The organism is Moellerella wisconsensis ATCC 35017 (assembly GCF_001294465.1).
Classification (GTDB): Bacteria; Pseudomonadota; Gammaproteobacteria; order Enterobacterales; family Enterobacteriaceae; genus Moellerella; species Moellerella wisconsensis.
Genome location: NZ_LGAA01000006.1, coordinates 67711 through 83190 on the forward strand (window position 1 = coordinate 67711; position 15480 = coordinate 83190).

Below are 15480 nucleotides of genomic sequence, written 5' to 3' on the forward strand. Positions count from 1 at the left end.
GATAATATCTTGTTCTCAATAACGCTATTAATACAATTTATTTTATCTAATCAGGCACAATAATGCGAATCCTGATTGCCTAAACATAGTTAGCCTAGGCAACCTGAGATAAAATTAGCTCATTGCTCTCTTGGTGGCAAATAAGGTTTTAATAATTGCAATAACCGCTGCAATGCGCCTTGATTTTCATGTAAAACTTCAGCAGCATGACGGCCATAATACAGTCGGTAATCCTCATCAGATAACAAACTAGTTACTGCCTGGCATAAAGAATCACTATCAGTCACCGTAATTAACCCGTCAGCCTGAGCCAATTTACTGCAAATATCTTTGAAATTAAATGTATACGGCCCGACCAAAATAGGCAACGCATGTGCCGCAGCTTCAAGTGGATTATGCCCACCATGCTCAACTAAACTTCCGCCAACAAAGGCTAAATCAGCAATCCCATACAGTAACATCAGCTCACCCATCGAATCGCCAATCACTACTTGGATATCGTTTGCCGGAATAGTATTCGCACTGCGCAATACATATTTCATCCCGGCTTTTCGAGTTAACTCTTCAGCGACTGTAAAACGCTCCGGATGACGAGGGGCTAAAATTAACAATAAGTTGGGGAACTGCTTTAATAATTGTGCATGAGCGGCTAAAACAATTTCTTCTTCACCTTCATGAGTACTGGTAGCAATCCAAACGGGGCGATGGGCCGCCCATTGACGACGTAATGTTACCGCTTTAACCGCTAACTCAGGCGTAACTGAAATATCAAACTTTAAACTACCCGTAACAAATAATTGCTTACGACGTAAGCCTAATTCAATAAATCTCTCGCCATCTTCCTGATTTTGTGCAGCAACTAAGGTTATCTTACGTAGAATTTTTTTTACAAAATTACCTAATTTGTGATAACCCGCGGCTGAACGTTCAGATAACCTAGCATTGGCAATAACCAGAGGTATATTGCGTTTATTCAACTGATTAATAAAATTAGGCCACAATTCAGTTTCCATCACTATCACCAGTTTGGGATCAACCTGATTTAGGAACCGACGCATCGAACCGGGTAAATCATACGGTAAATAAACATGATAGACATCATCACCAAATGCAGAGGATACGCGCTCTGAGCCGGTAGGTGTCATAGTAGTAACGGTTATCGGTAATGAAGGATAATGATGGCGTAATGCGCGAACTAAAGGAACCGCAGCCAAGGTTTCTCCCACAGAAACAGAATGCAGTAATATTCCACCGGTTCCCACTTTACCCGCACAGAATCCATAGCGCTCTAGCCAACGTTTGCGGTACGCAGGTGCCTTACGGCTACGTAATAATAGTCTCACCCATATAAGGGGCTGAATGATATATAAAAGTACCTGATATAAACGCAGTAACATTCGCTTCAATTCACTAACTAAAATTGGCGCTATATTAACACAAACCTACAATGAAAGTGTGCAGAATATATTGATAAAAATTGACGTATGTCGCCCTTAATACTGATGTCATTGATCGCAATGATATTGCATCGAAGACTAATAGCCGCTACTGTGGAGTAAAATTTAGTGTGCTAAGTAAATCATTGACTCTAACTCAAAATCATCCACACCCATCAATCCGATAAAACAAAAGATAAGAGCTCGCCTTTTATGAAAAACAAAGCAATTTATCCCGGTACATTCGATCCTATTACACTCGGCCACTTAGATATTGTTACTCGCGCTGCGGATATGTTTGAACAGGTTATTCTCGCTATTGCCAGCAGTGAACGCAAAAATCCTATGTTTTCGCTAGAAGAACGAGTTGAGTTAGCCACACAGGTCACTGATCATTTACAAAATGTCACAGTAGTCGGTTTCAGTGAATTAATGGCTAATTTTGCTCAACAACAACAAGCTACCGTGCTTATTCGTGGCGTTCGTTCAGTATCAGATTTTGAATATGAATGGCAGTTAGCCAATATGAATCGACATTTTGTGCCTGAACTTGAAACAGTATTTTTATTACCCTCACAAAATTTATCTTTTGTTTCATCATCACTTATAAAAGATGTCGCCCGCCATAATGGTGATATCTCATCCTTTTTACCTGAAGTCGTAGTCGAAGCAATGACGCAAAAATTAAACCAAAAAACAAATTAATCATCATTACTTCTGACAATGTCGACAGAAAAAAGTCGTCCGTTGACCCTGTTTAATGCTCTCAATTAAATGACCGCATATCGAGCAGGGTTCATCTTTCTTACCATATACAAATAATTCTTGAGCAAAATAACCTGGCTTACCATCCGATTGTAAAAAATCTTTCAGTGTTGTCCCCCCCTGCTCGATAGAATGTTGTAATACTCGTTTTATTTGTAAGACAAGTTGATTGATTTCGTCGCGAGATAAACTGTTTACCGTGCGCTCCGGAGAAATATGTGCGGCAAATAAAGCCTCATTCGCGTAAATATTTCCCACACCGACTACAATTTTATTGTCCATTAACCAAGGTTTTATAGCTGTTTTTTTCTTTTGTGCTAAAGCATACAAATAATCTGAATTAAAATCCTCAGATAAAGGCTCTGGTCCTAAATGAGATAGCACAGAACAATCCGCTAAATTATCGGTCCATAGCCATGCACCAAATCGACGCGGATCGGTATAACGCAGAATTTTTTTATCTGCCATGACTAAATCAACATGATCATGCTTTTGTTCTGGAATATAGTCAGTCAAAATACGCAAACTACCAGACATGCCCAAATGGATAATAATCCAGCCATGTTTCAATTCTAATAATAAATACTTAGCACGCCGTTGAACACTAAAAACAGGTTCATCGGCAAGCCGTAATATCTGCTCTGAAACAGGCCAACGCAACCGACTATTACGCACAACAGCATATTGGATAGTATTGCCGACTAAATGGGGTTCAATTCCCCGACGACTTGTTTCAACTTCAGGTAATTCAGGCATTTAGAAAAATCCTAAAATAATGATTTCATAAATAAAAAATATTAACTACTCTATATAATATATAACATACATATGAGATAATCGTAGACATCTTTTATTAAAGTTATTTACTATAGGTTATATATGTACTTCCAATACTCTAAAATAATTTCAGAAAAAATTGAGATTGATTTTTCAGAAAAAAACGATGACTCTATATTAGATATTATTTATGGGATAACATCTAATTTTTTATTAGGTGCAGCTATTTCAATAGAATCAATTCTTAAATATAATAATAATGCATATAGATTTCATTTATTTACAGATAAAATATCTAAAACATCAATAGAGCATCTAAAAGAAACAGCACAAAAAAATAAAGTTCATATAATAATTTATATTATAAATAATGATAATTTATCCTTTTTACCTTGCACAGAAAGATGGCCTTATGCTACTTACTATAGAATTATAGGTTTCGATATATTGTCTGAGAATTATACTAAAGCATTATATTTAGACGCTGATATTATGTGCAAAGGTAATATATCAGATCTAAACTCTCTTGATTTATCTGATAAAATATTAGCCGCTGTACCTGATACTAAAAAATTACAAGAGAGAGCAAGAGAAATAAATATTATAAAAGATGGCCTTTATTTTAATTCTGGAATGATGTTAGCTAATTTAATTTTATGGAAAAATGAAAATATTACACAAAAAACATTAGAACATTTAAAATTAAATATAGATAACTCCTTGTTTCCAGATCAAGATACTCTCAATGTTATCATGAATAATAAAGTTTATTATTTGAATAAAGCTTATAATTTCTTTTATGGTGTAGATACTGAACTTAAAAACAAAGATATTCAATTATATAAAAATGTATTAACTGATAATATCAAATTAATTCATTATGTAGGTGTAAGTAAACCTTGGCATATTTGGGGCAATTATCCCTCATCAAAATACTTTCTAGATATATATAAATCATCAATATGGAATAATATTCCTCTAGAAGCTCCAAATACAATCAAGCAAATGAAGAAAAAATCATCACATGAACGATTACAAAAAAAATATTTATCTAGTTTTATTTCTCATTTGAAATATATTCATCTAAAAATAAAAAACAAATTTTAACATAAGGTAAGTTATAAATAATAATTTATAACTTACCTTTATTACTTTATTACTTTATTACTTTATTACTTTATTACTTTATTACTTTATTACTTTATTATATAAATATATAAAATAATATTTAATACTCAACATAATATTTTTTTTCTGAAAAGCCTCTCTAGCATAAACTCTATTATCACTATTTTTCATTTTAGATTTATAACTTCTTAATTTAGTGTTTTTCCATGGTGTAAAATGCTTATAAAATATAAATAAATTTTGTGATAATCCAGAATGCTCTTTATACCAAGGTTTTCTACCACCTGTAAAATGTATTATTTTAGGTAATTTATTATCATCAAAAAAATAGTTTTCTTTTTCATCTAAACTCATCCATGTATATAAATAATTCCAAGACTTATCAATGCTAATTACATAATCTTCTAAAGCAAGATTTAAAGCATCCTGATCATAATAAACAAGGTCAAATTTTTTATTTAAAACGATCTCATTTACTTTATCTTCAATATTATATTTCATCCAATTATTTATATTTATATATAAAAATCCAGCATTAAAATAAAAATTATTTTTTAATTTTAATCTTATTATATTACTATTTTTTTCATTGTTATTACTATCAGATGATGCTGCACAGACTACCTTAGATATATCTATATTATTAATATCTGATAAATCTGAAAAACATAATGTATCAATGTCTAAATAAATAAATTTATCCACTTTTCCAAATAACATTCTAGGAACAATAAGTCTCATATATGTAGACATATTAAGATGTTTTATTGTGAACTTTTGATCATATTTATTCATTAATGAATTATCTATACTATAGATACTGATATCCGCATCTATAGATTTTAATTTTTCACACCCATCATTAGATACATTGTAAAGAAACAAATGGAAATGTATTTTATTTTTTTTATTATTTAATAAAACAGACATTAAAGATACAGAGAGATATTCTAAATAGTTTTCATCTGCACAATATGCTATATGTATAGTATCCATTTTATAATCCTTTCCTTAATGTTCTTTCTTTAATATTATCTGCTTTTTTATGTACTTTTTTTATCAAGTATTCTTCTTTATTAAAGATATCTTTCAAGCTACTATTAAAATATATCTTCATAAAACGATATCTATCTCTATCAGTTAATCCAATTGTTAGAGAGGAAAAATAAAGCCCAACTAAGTCCTTATCTCTCCATCGCCGAGGGACTGACTTTCTTATTTGAGCTCGATGTAAATCAATCACTGAAATTTTCAGATTATTTTCAATCCCATCAAAGGGTAAATGCAGCAAGAAATGACAGATATAACAATCTCGATGATTAATTCCAGCAGCATGCATTTTTTTTACCATTTCAGCAATACGTCGAATAATTAATATCTTAGTATTAAATAATGGTGGCTGATAACACCATGACTTACAAAAATCCTCTAAACTAATTGTCGGTACCAAAGCTTCAGTTATAATAAATGAATGACGACGTAATGGATTAAAACCTTTTTGACCATAAGCACGGCCATTCATAGTATCAACACCGATTTTCTCTAAGCGATGAATCGCATTCCATTCTCGATCCGCACCCAATACAGGTAATCTAAACGACACTAAATTTTTTAATACTTCTTTTAAAGTTGTACCGTAATGAATTTTAATGAAATAACTTTTATTCCCTAATTCAAATTGTAAGGTTTTGCGTGTTTCTAACTGGCGAAAAACTTCACCAGTTAGTTTTTCAGCTTCAATAAAAGGATCTTTGTTTTTCCACAATTCACTAAATGGTGATTTTAACTCAATCATTTTGCTCTCCTAAAATAATATCAGCGGCTTTTTCAGGTAAGCTATATAAGTCTTCTGTATCCGCAAAATGACGAGCACATTCTGACCACTTAGCGAGAAGCGATATATCTTGTAGACAAGTTAATAATATTTTATTCAAATTTTCCTGTGCAAAAGGCTCAGTAATAATTGCCCCACACTGCGCTTGTCGAATAAATGGTGCATAGCCACAAACATCAGTCACAATAATAGGTAAACCTGCGGTAATTGCCTCTAATAAAACAATACCTGCCGCTTCTTGCAATGCAGGATGCATTAAAATATCAGCAGCAGCCATCAACTCAGAAATATCATTACGACCACTAAAAAATGAGACTTGTGACTGAATTTCTAATTTCCTAGCAATATTCTGATACTTTTTAGCTTTATCCTGCCCAACGACCATCAAATAAGTTTTTTTCTTTATTTCTTCAGGTAATGAAGCAAGTGCATTTAATGTTCGCTCAACACCTTTACGTTTAAAATCTGAACCTACTTGCAATAATAAAAAGCTATCAAGAGGAATATTATTTTTTTCACGATATAAACGTCGGGCATCTGGAATTTGCTGATCATATTTTCGATCACCAGCAATACCTGGAGGTAACATATAGAAACGAGATTCTTCTGTTTGATAATGTTTTTTGAAATGAGCGACTTGATGAGGTGTTAGCATTAACAGTTTAGTTAATTTTCCAGCCTGAAAAACAGCTTTTTCAAATTGCAAATAATGCTTATAACGAGCAGTTAATTTATAAAAAAAACCTTTTTCTTGCTCAACTTTTTCTGCGTAACAAACATCGGCCGCATAATAAAAATCTAGATCAGGCATTTTATTAAAACCAACGACTCTATCTACCGGATACATTTTAAGATGACTAGAAACCCATTTATGAAATTCCATATTACGGCGATGATTAGTACTTCCTTGAATAGGAACTAAAATAATTTCAAATCCTACCGGTCTATCACCTTCCCATGACATAGTATAAACTCGGATTTGATGCCCTCTTGCTTGGCATTCCAAAGCTATACGCAAAAAGTCTCTTTGTAATCCACCAAATGGGAAGTATTTATACAGACAAAATGCGATTTTCATCTAAGCTCCTAAACTAATCATTTAATATAGTATACGTGTTTTTATCTTGAAATTATATTATTTAAACGTGATATAAATGTATCTAACTGTAGGTATTGTAATTTTCTTTTTTTAGATTTTGGTATTTTTACATTATACCTATTAACTAAATTAATTATTTGCTTAATAAGCATAGTTTGTTCTTTATCATAATGATAATAACCATCCAGTTTTTTTATTAATTTTCTTGCCAAGAAAAAAGAATTAATTAAATAATTAATTAACATACTTATATTTTTATGAGAATTTTTATCTGTATAAATAAAAGAAATCATTTTATTTATAGCAAAAAACAAATCATTTACATCACTTTTTTTTATATTTTGAGTTATGCTATTATCATTCTTATTATATATATATAAAGCTTCTGGTATATGTTTTATTTTCTTTGCTTTAAGATAAATATAAGGTAATAATATTAAGTCTTCATAATGTCGACCTATCTCTAAATATACATTTTTCCATAAATTTCTTTTATATACTCTTGATACTAGTTGCCAGTAACAAATATCAAAAACAGGCTCTATTAAATTAGTATTATTACTTGGTAGCATTACTTCATTATTATAAATAAAGTTAAAACTAATAATATCAAACTCATCTTCTTTTATTGCTGGAATAATATAATTAAAGTAATCGTTTGTTATTATATCATCACTATCAATAAAGCCAATATAATTACCTTTGACTTTTGTTAATCCAAAATTACGAGCAGCAGAAACACCTTTATTATCATTAAACTGATAATATTTATATATATTTCTATCTATATTTTTTTCTGTAAAAAAACTCTCTATAATAATATGAGTTTTATCTGTAGAACCATCATTTACAATAATAAACTCAACATATTCAGGAGAAATACTAAGTATATTCTCTAGTAATTTTATTATAGTTCTCTCACCATTAAAGACAGGGATTATAATACTCAATAATATATTTTTTTGATACGTTAACATTCTATTCTACCTTTTCTTTCTTTAATTCTGTAATAAAAATTATCATGATCAATAATAGCGACCATGATAACGTCATATTATTTCCATAAAGGATCATATCACTCATTCCATATACAGCAGAAGAAATAGAGAATAATAATAGATCTAAACTTTTCTTCAAATAAGATTCATAAAATAAAGCAAGCATTAAAATTAGGTATCCTAGAACTCCCCACCATCCTTTTAAAGAAAAGTTATCAACTATTTCATTATGAAGATGAACATTACTGTATATCGCACCACCTTCAAATAGAGGTTGAGATAATACAAGCTCCTTAATTTCTTGATCTCGTTGCTCTAACGATTGCCCTAGTAAATTATTATAACCAGTATTTAAACCAATTCTTATCATAGCTAATCTAGCACCAACTGATGATTTACTATTACTTTTTTCTTGATATAAAGATATATCACTTACTATATTATTCATTCGTCTTATTAAAATATCTTTATTTAAAAGTGTAATTATTGAAAATACTATTAATAAAAAAAATACTAAATAAAATTTTATTTTTTTAGATTTATTACTAAATTTAAATAAAATGAAAGCGCATATGATTACAGGATAAAACACTATTGCAGCTCGAGTTTCCGTTAAAATCAACAAATAAAATGAAATAACAAACACAATAAAGTTAATAATTATATCATTCTTTAACGATGCAATTACAAATATAGAAAAAAATGTAATAAAATAAGCAGTTGCTGTTGCATACTGACCAAAGGACAAACCTAAACGACCAGAAAAATATATTTTTTCATAGGCCGCGTAACCTAATAATAAGAAAGCGGGAATAAGAAATAATTGTCTAAATTTACTTAATTTTTTTAAATTAGCATTAATAATATTGATAATAATTAGACCAGATATAATAAGTATTTTACCTGTATCCTTATATGAACGATAGGTTCCTGAAAACTCAGAGTTATCCTTTTGATAATAATAAGCCCAGAGCAACTGAATAATTCCATAACCTATTAATGCTGCCGGTAAAAAATATTTTTTATTTTCACTAAAATCCATTTTTATAGTTAATGAGATCAAAGATAATGTACCTATAAGAGTGAAAATTTCAGCAGCATATCTCGGATTAAATATAAAAATAGATAAGCAAAAATATAAAAAAAATACTACGAAATAGTCCAATAATGATTTGTAAGTTATAACTTTCCTTCGTTGTATATTTATTTGCATAATAAAATCTCTAGACTCTACAACAGTTAAACCGAATGATAAATATTCATCGGTAACATTTTTTCTGTAGCTGCAATAATATCTGATGCAGGAATAATGGATAAATATCGTTTAGTACGATCTCGTTCACTTCTTGGTGGCATTGATTCATAATCACCAGCCCAGAATTGAATAACATTATCACTCCATGGCCGCCAAAAAATATGATCTGTTGCACCAAATAAACATATTATAGGTGTATTGACAGCAGCAGCAATATGCATTGGAGCTGAATCTACGCCAATAAATAAGGCAGCATGACTTATCAAGGCACCTAATTCAGCAAAAGAGGTTTTTCCTGCCAATGCCGTTACGGGCGCAATTTCACAGTTATTTGCAATATTATTTATACATGCGAGATCTTCTTTACTTGGCCCTGAAGTTAATACAACTTGATAGCCTCGTGATTGTAATGAATTAATAACCTGAGAAAATTTATCATCATCCCAACATTTAAAAATTTGCCGTGCAGTTGGCTGAATGACAACATAGCTGCTATGCACACCTAACTCAATCAACTGTTGGTTAATTTTTTGCCAATCTTCCTCATCATATGCCATGGTGGTTTTAGTATATATTTTTTTTAACTTTAGCGGCTTTAATATAGAGAGATTGTTTGTAACAACATTATCTCCTGACATATTGACTAAATGAGTGAAACTTTTATGCCAATATTGAGAATTGCGATGCTCAATAAATTGAGATATTTTCATCTCTGCAGGAACTAAACGCATAAGAGTACCTATAATCCATTGATCAGCAAGATTAACAATTAGATCATAGTTATTTCGACGTAACTTTCTCACTAAACTTATAAAATTAAACAATTTAGCAATGCCATGACTATTTTTGCCCTTCACACCATATAGCGCATGAATTTCAGTATTTTTTGATAAGATAGGCGCAGTATCCTGATAAAGAAGTACATCAATTTCAGCCTCAGGATAATTACGTTTTAATGTACTGATAATCGGGGTTGTCAGTAACATATCTCCATGAAATCGCATCTTGATCACAAGAATTTTTTTAAATTGTTTATCCACCAGACGCTCTTAAAAATCAAAATTGGTTAAATTTAACTAAGATAAGAATGCATAGACTTTTAACACAGTCTATCGCAATAGATTCAATGCCTCATACTGATCTTACTATTTTAAGAACAATGGTTATAGCATCAAAGACAGAAAAAGCAGAAGTTTCCATAATAAAATATCAATATTCTGTATTTATATATCATTTTTAATAAAAAAAAACCCAGCCGAGGCTGGGTTTTCACAGAGAAGGTAAAATTATTTAATTTTTGCTTCTTTGTAGATTACATGCTTACGAACAACTGGATCAAATTTTTTCAGTTCCAGTTTTTCAGGCATAGTACGCTTGTTTTTCGTAGTGGTATAGAAATGACCTGTACCTTCAGAAGAAACCAGCTTAATTTTATCGCGAATACCTTTAGCCATTTTTCAGCTCCTTAGTACTTCTCACCACGGGCACGAAGTTCAGCAAGAACTGTTTCGATGCCCTTCTTATCGATAACACGCATACCTTTAGCAGATACACGCAGTGTTACGAAACGTTTCTCAGACTCAACCCAGAAACGGTGAGAGTGCAGGTTAGGCAAAAAACGACGTTTGGTCGCGTTGAGTGCGTGTGAACGGTTATTTCCGCTCATTGGACGCTTGCCAGTAACTTGGCAGACTCGTGACATGTCTATTCTCCAAAAATCTAATCAGCTCGAGCTTTGAATTGGGTATGGCCGCCTCGTCAGGCTTAGGAGCCTATCTCAGCAAACTTTCTTTTATTGACTGAAAAGACTCACTTCAACATCAGTAAAAAACTTACTGAGATAGGCTCTTCTCGCCAAACCCAAGATCCTCAAAGGTGGCGTAGTATACGCCCTCAATCGTTCTCACTCAAGTGCATAACAGTGAAAGTTGTCATTTTTTAGTCAAAAAAATGATTTTATAGCCATCCTCTATCTGCAAATGAGACACAACTTTTATGTCCGATAACAAAATGATCGAGTAATTTTATCCCCATCAAAGAGCAAGCATTATCGATACGTTCAGTTACTCGTCTATCTGCTAGACTCGGCTCTGGATTACCAGAAGGGTGATTATGAGCTAAAATGATGCTAGATGCATTCATTCTAATCGCAAAACGGATAATTTCCCTCGGATGTACTTCGACTTTATTCAATGTTCCTTTAAACATTTCTTCATAACAAATGATTTGATTCTGATTATTCAAAAAAACACCAATAAATACCTCTCTATCTTTACCAAAAAATAATTCTATTAAGCGTGTTTTTAAAAAATCAGGACTCGACATAACATCTTCATATAAAAATTGCTCAGAGAAGAAGCGGCGAGATAACTCACCAATTGCCTGTAATTGTGTAAACTTACAAATTCCCATACCTTTATGTTGTTTAATCTTCTGATAATCTGACATCATTAATAAATACAAAGAGCCAAATTCATCCAATAGATCTTGAGCCAATTTTAAGACTGGCAAGCCTTGACTGCCTGTTCGTAAAAAAATCGCTAATAACTCAGCATCGGTCAATGAATTGACACCATTATTTAATAATTTTTCTCTAGGTTTAAGATCTCGCCAGGTTAACATCTATCCCCCTTATAATTCGCTGTATTTTTAATCAACTATAAAGGCAAACACAATCACTGTTAATTAACCTTGCGTTAGGCTTCGCAAAAATAGCCTTTATGACAAGTAAGTCCGCACTTACCTGTGTTATAGGATGTGATAATATACATGCATCATGACTTACTCGGATAACCACCATGGCAGAGCTATCAGGTAAACATATCATTCTTGGAATTAGCGGAGGTATCGCAGCGTATAAAACGCCAGAGTTGGTACGCCGTTTACGTGATCACGGCGCGATTGTACGTGTTGTAATGACAGAGGCAGCGAAGGCATTTATAACGCCATTAACACTACAAGCTGTTTCTAGTCACCCTGTTGCGGATGATTTACTCGACCCCGCAGCAGAAGCTGCCATGGGCCATATAGAGCTAGGAAAATGGGCTGATTTGATTATCCTGGCACCTACAACAGCAGATTTAATTGCCAGACTAACGTCAGGGATGGCCAACGACTTGTTAACTACCGTGTGTCTGGCATCTTCTGCACCGATTGCCGTTGTCCCTGCAATGAATCAACAAATGTTCCGCGCGGCAGTAACTCAAGAAAATTTACATCGATTACAGCAGCGACAATATTTAATTTGGGGCCCTGATGAAGGAAGCCAAGCATGTGGTGATATTGGACCGGGTAGAATGTTAGACCCGATGAATATTGTACAGCATGCACGCCAATATTTTGCGATGCAGCAAAATTTAGTCGGTCTAAATATCATGATAACCGCGGGTCCAACAAGAGAAGAACTTGATCCTGTTAGATTTATTAGCAATCACAGTTCAGGAAAAATGGGCTTCGCTATAGCTCAGGCAGCGGCAGAGCGCGGTGCAAATGTGACGTTAGTTTCTGGGCCAGTCAATTTGCCTACCCCACCCAAGGTTAATCGTATTAATATTTTGAGTGCTATAGAAATGTATCAGCAAGTACATCACTATATTGCTGAGCAACACATTTTTATCGGCTGTGCCGCAGTTGCTGATTATAGAGCCAAAGAAATTGCTGAAAATAAGATAAAAAAACAAGGTGATGAAATTAGTATTACCTTAGTTAAAAATCCGGATATCGTTGCCAGCGTAGGAAAATTAACAACCCATAGGCCATTTGTGGTAGGGTTTGCGGCAGAAACTCAGAATGTAGAACATTATGCACGCCAGAAACGGCAACAAAAGCAGCTAGATTTAATTTGTGCCAATGATGTTTCTCTTTCGGATCAAGGTTTCAACAGCGATAATAATGCATTACATCTGTTTGATGAGACCAGTGATGTACTCCTTCCTCACAGCAGTAAAATTGAATTGAGCCACCGTTTACTTGACGAGATACTTCAACGTTATGAAAAAAATTGACCTAAAAATTCTTGATCCTCGTATTGGCAATGAATTTCCATTACCTACTTATGCGACTCCAGGTTCTGCAGGCCTGGATTTGCGTGCCTGCTTAGATAGTGCAGTTGTTCTTAATCCCGGTCAAACTGAGCTATTGCCTACAGGCTTAGCTATTCATGTCGCAGATGAACAATACGCAGCAGTCATTTTGCCTCGCTCAGGCCTTGGTCATAAACATGGAGTGGTTCTCGGTAATTTAGTCGGCCTGATTGATTCAGACTATCAGGGTCAATTGATGGTTTCTGTCTGGAATCGCAGTTCAGAACCGTTTACTATCGAGCCCGGCGAAAGAATTGCTCAAATGGTGATTGTTCCTGTAGTACAAGCTGAATTCAATATTGTTGAAGATTTTGAACAAACAGAACGCGGGGCGGGAGGATTTGGTCATTCAGGCCGCCAGTAAATATTCGATAAATTATATCTGTCATACTACAAATTACAGTGGCATTTATCGCTATGGTTTTTGGACTTTAACCGTCTAAATTAGCTTAGAATGTAAGGGAAATAATCCTTTCCTATCCTTTTGTAATTCTAATAATTAAACGTATAGGCAGTATCAAGAACGATTTTAAACATTTTTGCTCTGTTAATTAATACTATTTATTAATGCGATTTATCCGTGAAATTGATTAATATAATCAGTTAATACAAAAAGTTGGCATATATAACCAACCATTAGGCATAAATAGCGCAGAGCAATTATATCTGATTTGTTTTGCTGTTGTAGCAGGGGTCTTATCAGACATGGCAGAGAAAGAAACAACCAAAAAACGTAATCGGCGTGAAGAAATACTTCAATCACTCGCAGAAATGTTACAAAGTAGTGATGGTAATCAACGGATTACAACCGCAAAACTTGCAGCAAATGTGGGTGTATCTGAAGCTGCACTTTATCGTCATTTTCCCAGCAAAGGAAAAATGTTCGATAATTTGATTGAATTTATCGAAGATTCTCTGGTTTCTCGGATAAATTTAATTTTAAAAGATGAGAAGGATACCATCACACGTATTCGTCTTATTTTAGTCTTGATTTTAGGTTTTTCTGAAAAAAATCCGGGGTTAACCCGTATAATGACAGGGCATGCCCTAATGTTTGAACAAGATCGTCTGCAAGGGCGTATTAATCAATTGTTTGAACGTATAGAAGCGCAACTAAGACAAGTATTGAAAGAAAAAAAGATACGCGATGGCGAAGGATTTATCTATGATGAATCACTGCTGGCCTCGCAACTATTGGCCTTCTGTGAAGGTATGCTTTCTCGATTTGTACGCTCTGAGTTTCGTTATAAACCAACCCAAGAATTTGATGTACGCTGGCCATTAATTCTAGCTCAGCTACAATAATAACCACTTTTACTACTCACCCCGCCCGTTATTGGGCGAGGGCTTTTTTTCTATTAATTCTGAATTTTTCTTCTTGTAACGCTTAGACACCAAACTGTTGGCGGTACGCTTTCATCGCCTCTAAATGTTCTGCCATATTAGGCTGTTCTTCGAGATAAGTAATCAAATCACTCATCGTAATAATCGAATAAACTTTGCAGCCATAATCACGCTCAACTTCTTGTACCGCCGAAATTTCACCTTGACCTTTTTCCTGACGATCTAGGCTAAGTAGAACCCCACTTAATGAAGCATGATGTTGCTTAATAATTTCCATTGATTCACGAATTGCAGTACCCGCGGTAATAACATCATCAAGAACAACTACATTTCCCTGTAATGCACTGCCGACTAAAACGCCCCCTTCGCCATGATCTTTCGCTTCTTTACGATTAAAGCAATAAGCCATATCAATATCGTAGTGCTCTGCTAATGCGACTGCGGTGGTGGTTGCAATGGGTATGCCTTTATAAGCCGGTCCAAAAATAACATCACAAGGTATCGCGCTTTCACGCAATGCCGCCGCATAAAATCGGCCAATAAGCGCTAAATCACGACCGGTATTAAACAGTCCAGCATTAAAGAAGTAAGGGCTTTTACGACCAGACTTCAGCGTAAACTCTCCGAATTTAAGTACCTGTTTCTGCATTGCAAGTTCAATAAATTCACGCTGATAGGTTTTCATTCGTTTCTCTCCTTTACATCAGTTTAATCATTTTTAGGGGATTTTATGGGCATAAAAAAGGCGACTATTAAAGTCGC

At 33.5% G+C, this 15480-nt stretch carries 17 protein-coding genes; 5 read left to right on the forward strand and 12 right to left on the reverse strand.

Going from position 1 to position 15480, the window contains the following annotated elements; translation table 11 throughout:
• Positions 1-119: 119 nt before the first annotated feature.
• The gene (gene waaA / locus M992_RS02780; RefSeq protein WP_053907230.1) at positions 120-1397 is read right to left on the reverse strand and encodes a lipid IV(A) 3-deoxy-D-manno-octulosonic acid transferase; all 1278 of its coding nucleotides are present in this window, start codon (positions 1395-1397) and stop codon (positions 120-122) included.
• Positions 1398-1649: 252 nt separating this feature from the next.
• Here waaA and coaD point away from each other — a divergent pair, with 252 nt between their 5' ends.
• A complete protein-coding gene (coaD, locus tag M992_RS02785; RefSeq protein ID WP_047255853.1) occupies positions 1650-2141 on the forward strand; it encodes a pantetheine-phosphate adenylyltransferase in 492 nt (163 codons plus the stop codon).
• Positions 2142-2147: 6 nt separating this feature from the next.
• On the opposite strand, the gene mutM is transcribed toward coaD, so the two are convergent.
• The gene (mutM, locus tag M992_RS02790; RefSeq protein WP_053907231.1) at positions 2148-2957 is read right to left on the reverse strand and encodes a bifunctional DNA-formamidopyrimidine glycosylase/DNA-(apurinic or apyrimidinic site) lyase; all 810 of its coding nucleotides are present in this window, start codon (positions 2955-2957) and stop codon (positions 2148-2150) included.
• A gap of 123 nt (positions 2958-3080) precedes the next feature.
• Between mutM and M992_RS02795 the strand changes: the two genes are divergently transcribed.
• Entirely contained in the window at positions 3081-4085 is a 1005-nt protein-coding gene (locus tag M992_RS02795; protein ID WP_053907232.1) for a glycosyltransferase family 8 protein, read from the forward strand.
• Positions 4086-4166: 81 nt separating this feature from the next.
• On the opposite strand, the gene M992_RS02800 is transcribed toward M992_RS02795, so the two are convergent.
• The 9 genes from M992_RS02800 to radC all read right to left on the reverse strand — a co-directional run bounded on the left by M992_RS02800 (position 4167) and on the right by radC (position 11914).
• Positions 4167-5102 carry a glycosyltransferase family 8 protein gene (locus tag M992_RS02800; protein ID WP_053907233.1) on the reverse strand — a complete coding sequence of 312 codons (936 nt, stop codon included), beginning with the start codon at positions 5100-5102 and terminating at the stop codon, positions 4167-4169.
• A 1-nt stretch (position 5103) separates the two neighbouring features.
• Complete coding sequence (gene rfaP / locus M992_RS02805) at positions 5104-5901, reverse strand: lipopolysaccharide core heptose(I) kinase RfaP (protein WP_053907234.1); 798 nt, start codon at positions 5899-5901, stop codon at positions 5104-5106.
• The gene (locus M992_RS02810; protein ID WP_053907235.1) at positions 5894-7018 is read right to left on the reverse strand and encodes a glycosyltransferase family 4 protein; all 1125 of its coding nucleotides are present in this window, start codon (positions 7016-7018) and stop codon (positions 5894-5896) included. The genes rfaP and M992_RS02810 overlap by 8 nt, the downstream gene beginning before the upstream one ends.
• A 41-nt stretch (positions 7019-7059) precedes the next feature.
• A complete protein-coding gene (locus M992_RS02815) occupies positions 7060-8016 on the reverse strand; it encodes a glycosyltransferase family 2 protein (protein WP_053907236.1) in 957 nt (318 codons plus the stop codon).
• Position 8017: 1 nt separating this feature from the next.
• On the reverse strand, positions 8018-9250 hold the full coding sequence (locus M992_RS02820) for an O-antigen ligase family protein (protein WP_082335379.1): 1233 nt from the start codon (positions 9248-9250) through the stop codon (positions 8018-8020).
• A gap of 26 nt (positions 9251-9276) precedes the next feature.
• Positions 9277-10332: a lipopolysaccharide core heptosyltransferase RfaQ gene (gene rfaQ / locus M992_RS02825; RefSeq protein ID WP_053907238.1), complete on the reverse strand. Its 1056-nt coding sequence runs from the start codon at positions 10330-10332 to the stop codon at positions 9277-9279.
• Between the two features lie 246 nt (positions 10333-10578).
• On the reverse strand, positions 10579-10746 hold the full coding sequence (gene rpmG, locus M992_RS02830; protein ID WP_047255862.1) for a 50S ribosomal protein L33: 168 nt from the start codon (positions 10744-10746) through the stop codon (positions 10579-10581).
• Between the two features lie 11 nt (positions 10747-10757).
• Complete coding sequence (gene rpmB / locus M992_RS02835) at positions 10758-10994, reverse strand: 50S ribosomal protein L28 (RefSeq protein ID WP_053907239.1); 237 nt, start codon at positions 10992-10994, stop codon at positions 10758-10760.
• Positions 10995-11248: 254 nt separating this feature from the next.
• Positions 11249-11914 carry a RadC family protein gene (radC, locus tag M992_RS02840; RefSeq protein WP_047255864.1) on the reverse strand — a complete coding sequence of 222 codons (666 nt, stop codon included), beginning with the start codon at positions 11912-11914 and terminating at the stop codon, positions 11249-11251.
• Positions 11915-12090: 176 nt separating this feature from the next.
• On the opposite strand from radC, the gene coaBC reads away from it, so the two are divergent.
• From coaBC to slmA, 3 genes are all read left to right on the forward strand, one after another.
• The gene (gene coaBC, locus M992_RS02845; protein ID WP_053907240.1) at positions 12091-13296 is read left to right on the forward strand and encodes a bifunctional phosphopantothenoylcysteine decarboxylase/phosphopantothenate--cysteine ligase CoaBC; all 1206 of its coding nucleotides are present in this window, start codon (positions 12091-12093) and stop codon (positions 13294-13296) included.
• Positions 13283-13738 (forward strand): dUTP diphosphatase, encoded by a 456-nt coding sequence (dut, locus tag M992_RS02850; RefSeq protein ID WP_053907241.1) that lies wholly within the window; start codon positions 13283-13285, stop codon positions 13736-13738. The genes coaBC and dut overlap by 14 nt, the downstream gene beginning before the upstream one ends.
• Before the next feature lie 341 nt (positions 13739-14079).
• Positions 14080-14679 carry a nucleoid occlusion factor SlmA gene (gene slmA / locus M992_RS02855; protein ID WP_047255867.1) on the forward strand — a complete coding sequence of 200 codons (600 nt, stop codon included), beginning with the start codon at positions 14080-14082 and terminating at the stop codon, positions 14677-14679.
• A gap of 82 nt (positions 14680-14761) precedes the next feature.
• Here slmA and pyrE read toward each other — a convergent pair whose 3' ends face one another.
• Positions 14762-15403 (reverse strand): orotate phosphoribosyltransferase, encoded by a 642-nt coding sequence (gene pyrE / locus M992_RS02860; protein ID WP_053907242.1) that lies wholly within the window; start codon positions 15401-15403, stop codon positions 14762-14764.
• Positions 15404-15480 lie beyond the last annotated feature (77 nt).

What these genes read in the sequence shown, in the direction of transcription:
- coaBC (WP_053907240.1), top strand. Translation starts at nt 12,091, where the DNA reads ATGGCAGAGCTATCAGGTAAACATATCATTCTTGGAATTAGCGGAGGT.
- rpmG (WP_047255862.1), bottom strand. Translation starts at nt 10,746, where the DNA reads ATGGCTAAAGGTATTCGCGATAAAATTAAGCTGGTTTCTTCTGAAGGT.
- pyrE (WP_053907242.1), bottom strand. Translation starts at nt 15,403, where the DNA reads ATGAAAACCTATCAGCGTGAATTTATTGAACTTGCAATGCAGAAACAG.
- M992_RS02810 (WP_053907235.1), bottom strand. Translation starts at nt 7,018, where the DNA reads ATGAAAATCGCATTTTGTCTGTATAAATACTTCCCATTTGGTGGATTA.
- M992_RS02820 (WP_082335379.1), bottom strand. Translation starts at nt 9,250, where the DNA reads ATGCAAATAAATATACAACGAAGGAAAGTTATAACTTACAAATCATTA.
- M992_RS02815 (WP_053907236.1), bottom strand. Translation starts at nt 8,016, where the DNA reads ATGTTAACGTATCAAAAAAATATATTATTGAGTATTATAATCCCTGTC.
- waaA (WP_053907230.1), bottom strand. Translation starts at nt 1,397, where the DNA reads ATGTTACTGCGTTTATATCAGGTACTTTTATATATCATTCAGCCCCTT.
- mutM (WP_053907231.1), bottom strand. Translation starts at nt 2,957, where the DNA reads ATGCCTGAATTACCTGAAGTTGAAACAAGTCGTCGGGGAATTGAACCC.
- dut (WP_053907241.1), top strand. Translation starts at nt 13,283, where the DNA reads ATGAAAAAAATTGACCTAAAAATTCTTGATCCTCGTATTGGCAATGAA.
- radC (WP_047255864.1), bottom strand. Translation starts at nt 11,914, where the DNA reads ATGTTAACCTGGCGAGATCTTAAACCTAGAGAAAAATTATTAAATAAT.
- rpmB (WP_053907239.1), bottom strand. Translation starts at nt 10,994, where the DNA reads ATGTCACGAGTCTGCCAAGTTACTGGCAAGCGTCCAATGAGCGGAAAT.
- M992_RS02795 (WP_053907232.1), top strand. Translation starts at nt 3,081, where the DNA reads ATGTACTTCCAATACTCTAAAATAATTTCAGAAAAAATTGAGATTGAT.
- coaD (WP_047255853.1), top strand. Translation starts at nt 1,650, where the DNA reads ATGAAAAACAAAGCAATTTATCCCGGTACATTCGATCCTATTACACTC.
- M992_RS02800 (WP_053907233.1), bottom strand. Translation starts at nt 5,102, where the DNA reads ATGGATACTATACATATAGCATATTGTGCAGATGAAAACTATTTAGAA.
- rfaP (WP_053907234.1), bottom strand. Translation starts at nt 5,901, where the DNA reads ATGATTGAGTTAAAATCACCATTTAGTGAATTGTGGAAAAACAAAGAT.
- slmA (WP_047255867.1), top strand. Translation starts at nt 14,080, where the DNA reads ATGGCAGAGAAAGAAACAACCAAAAAACGTAATCGGCGTGAAGAAATA.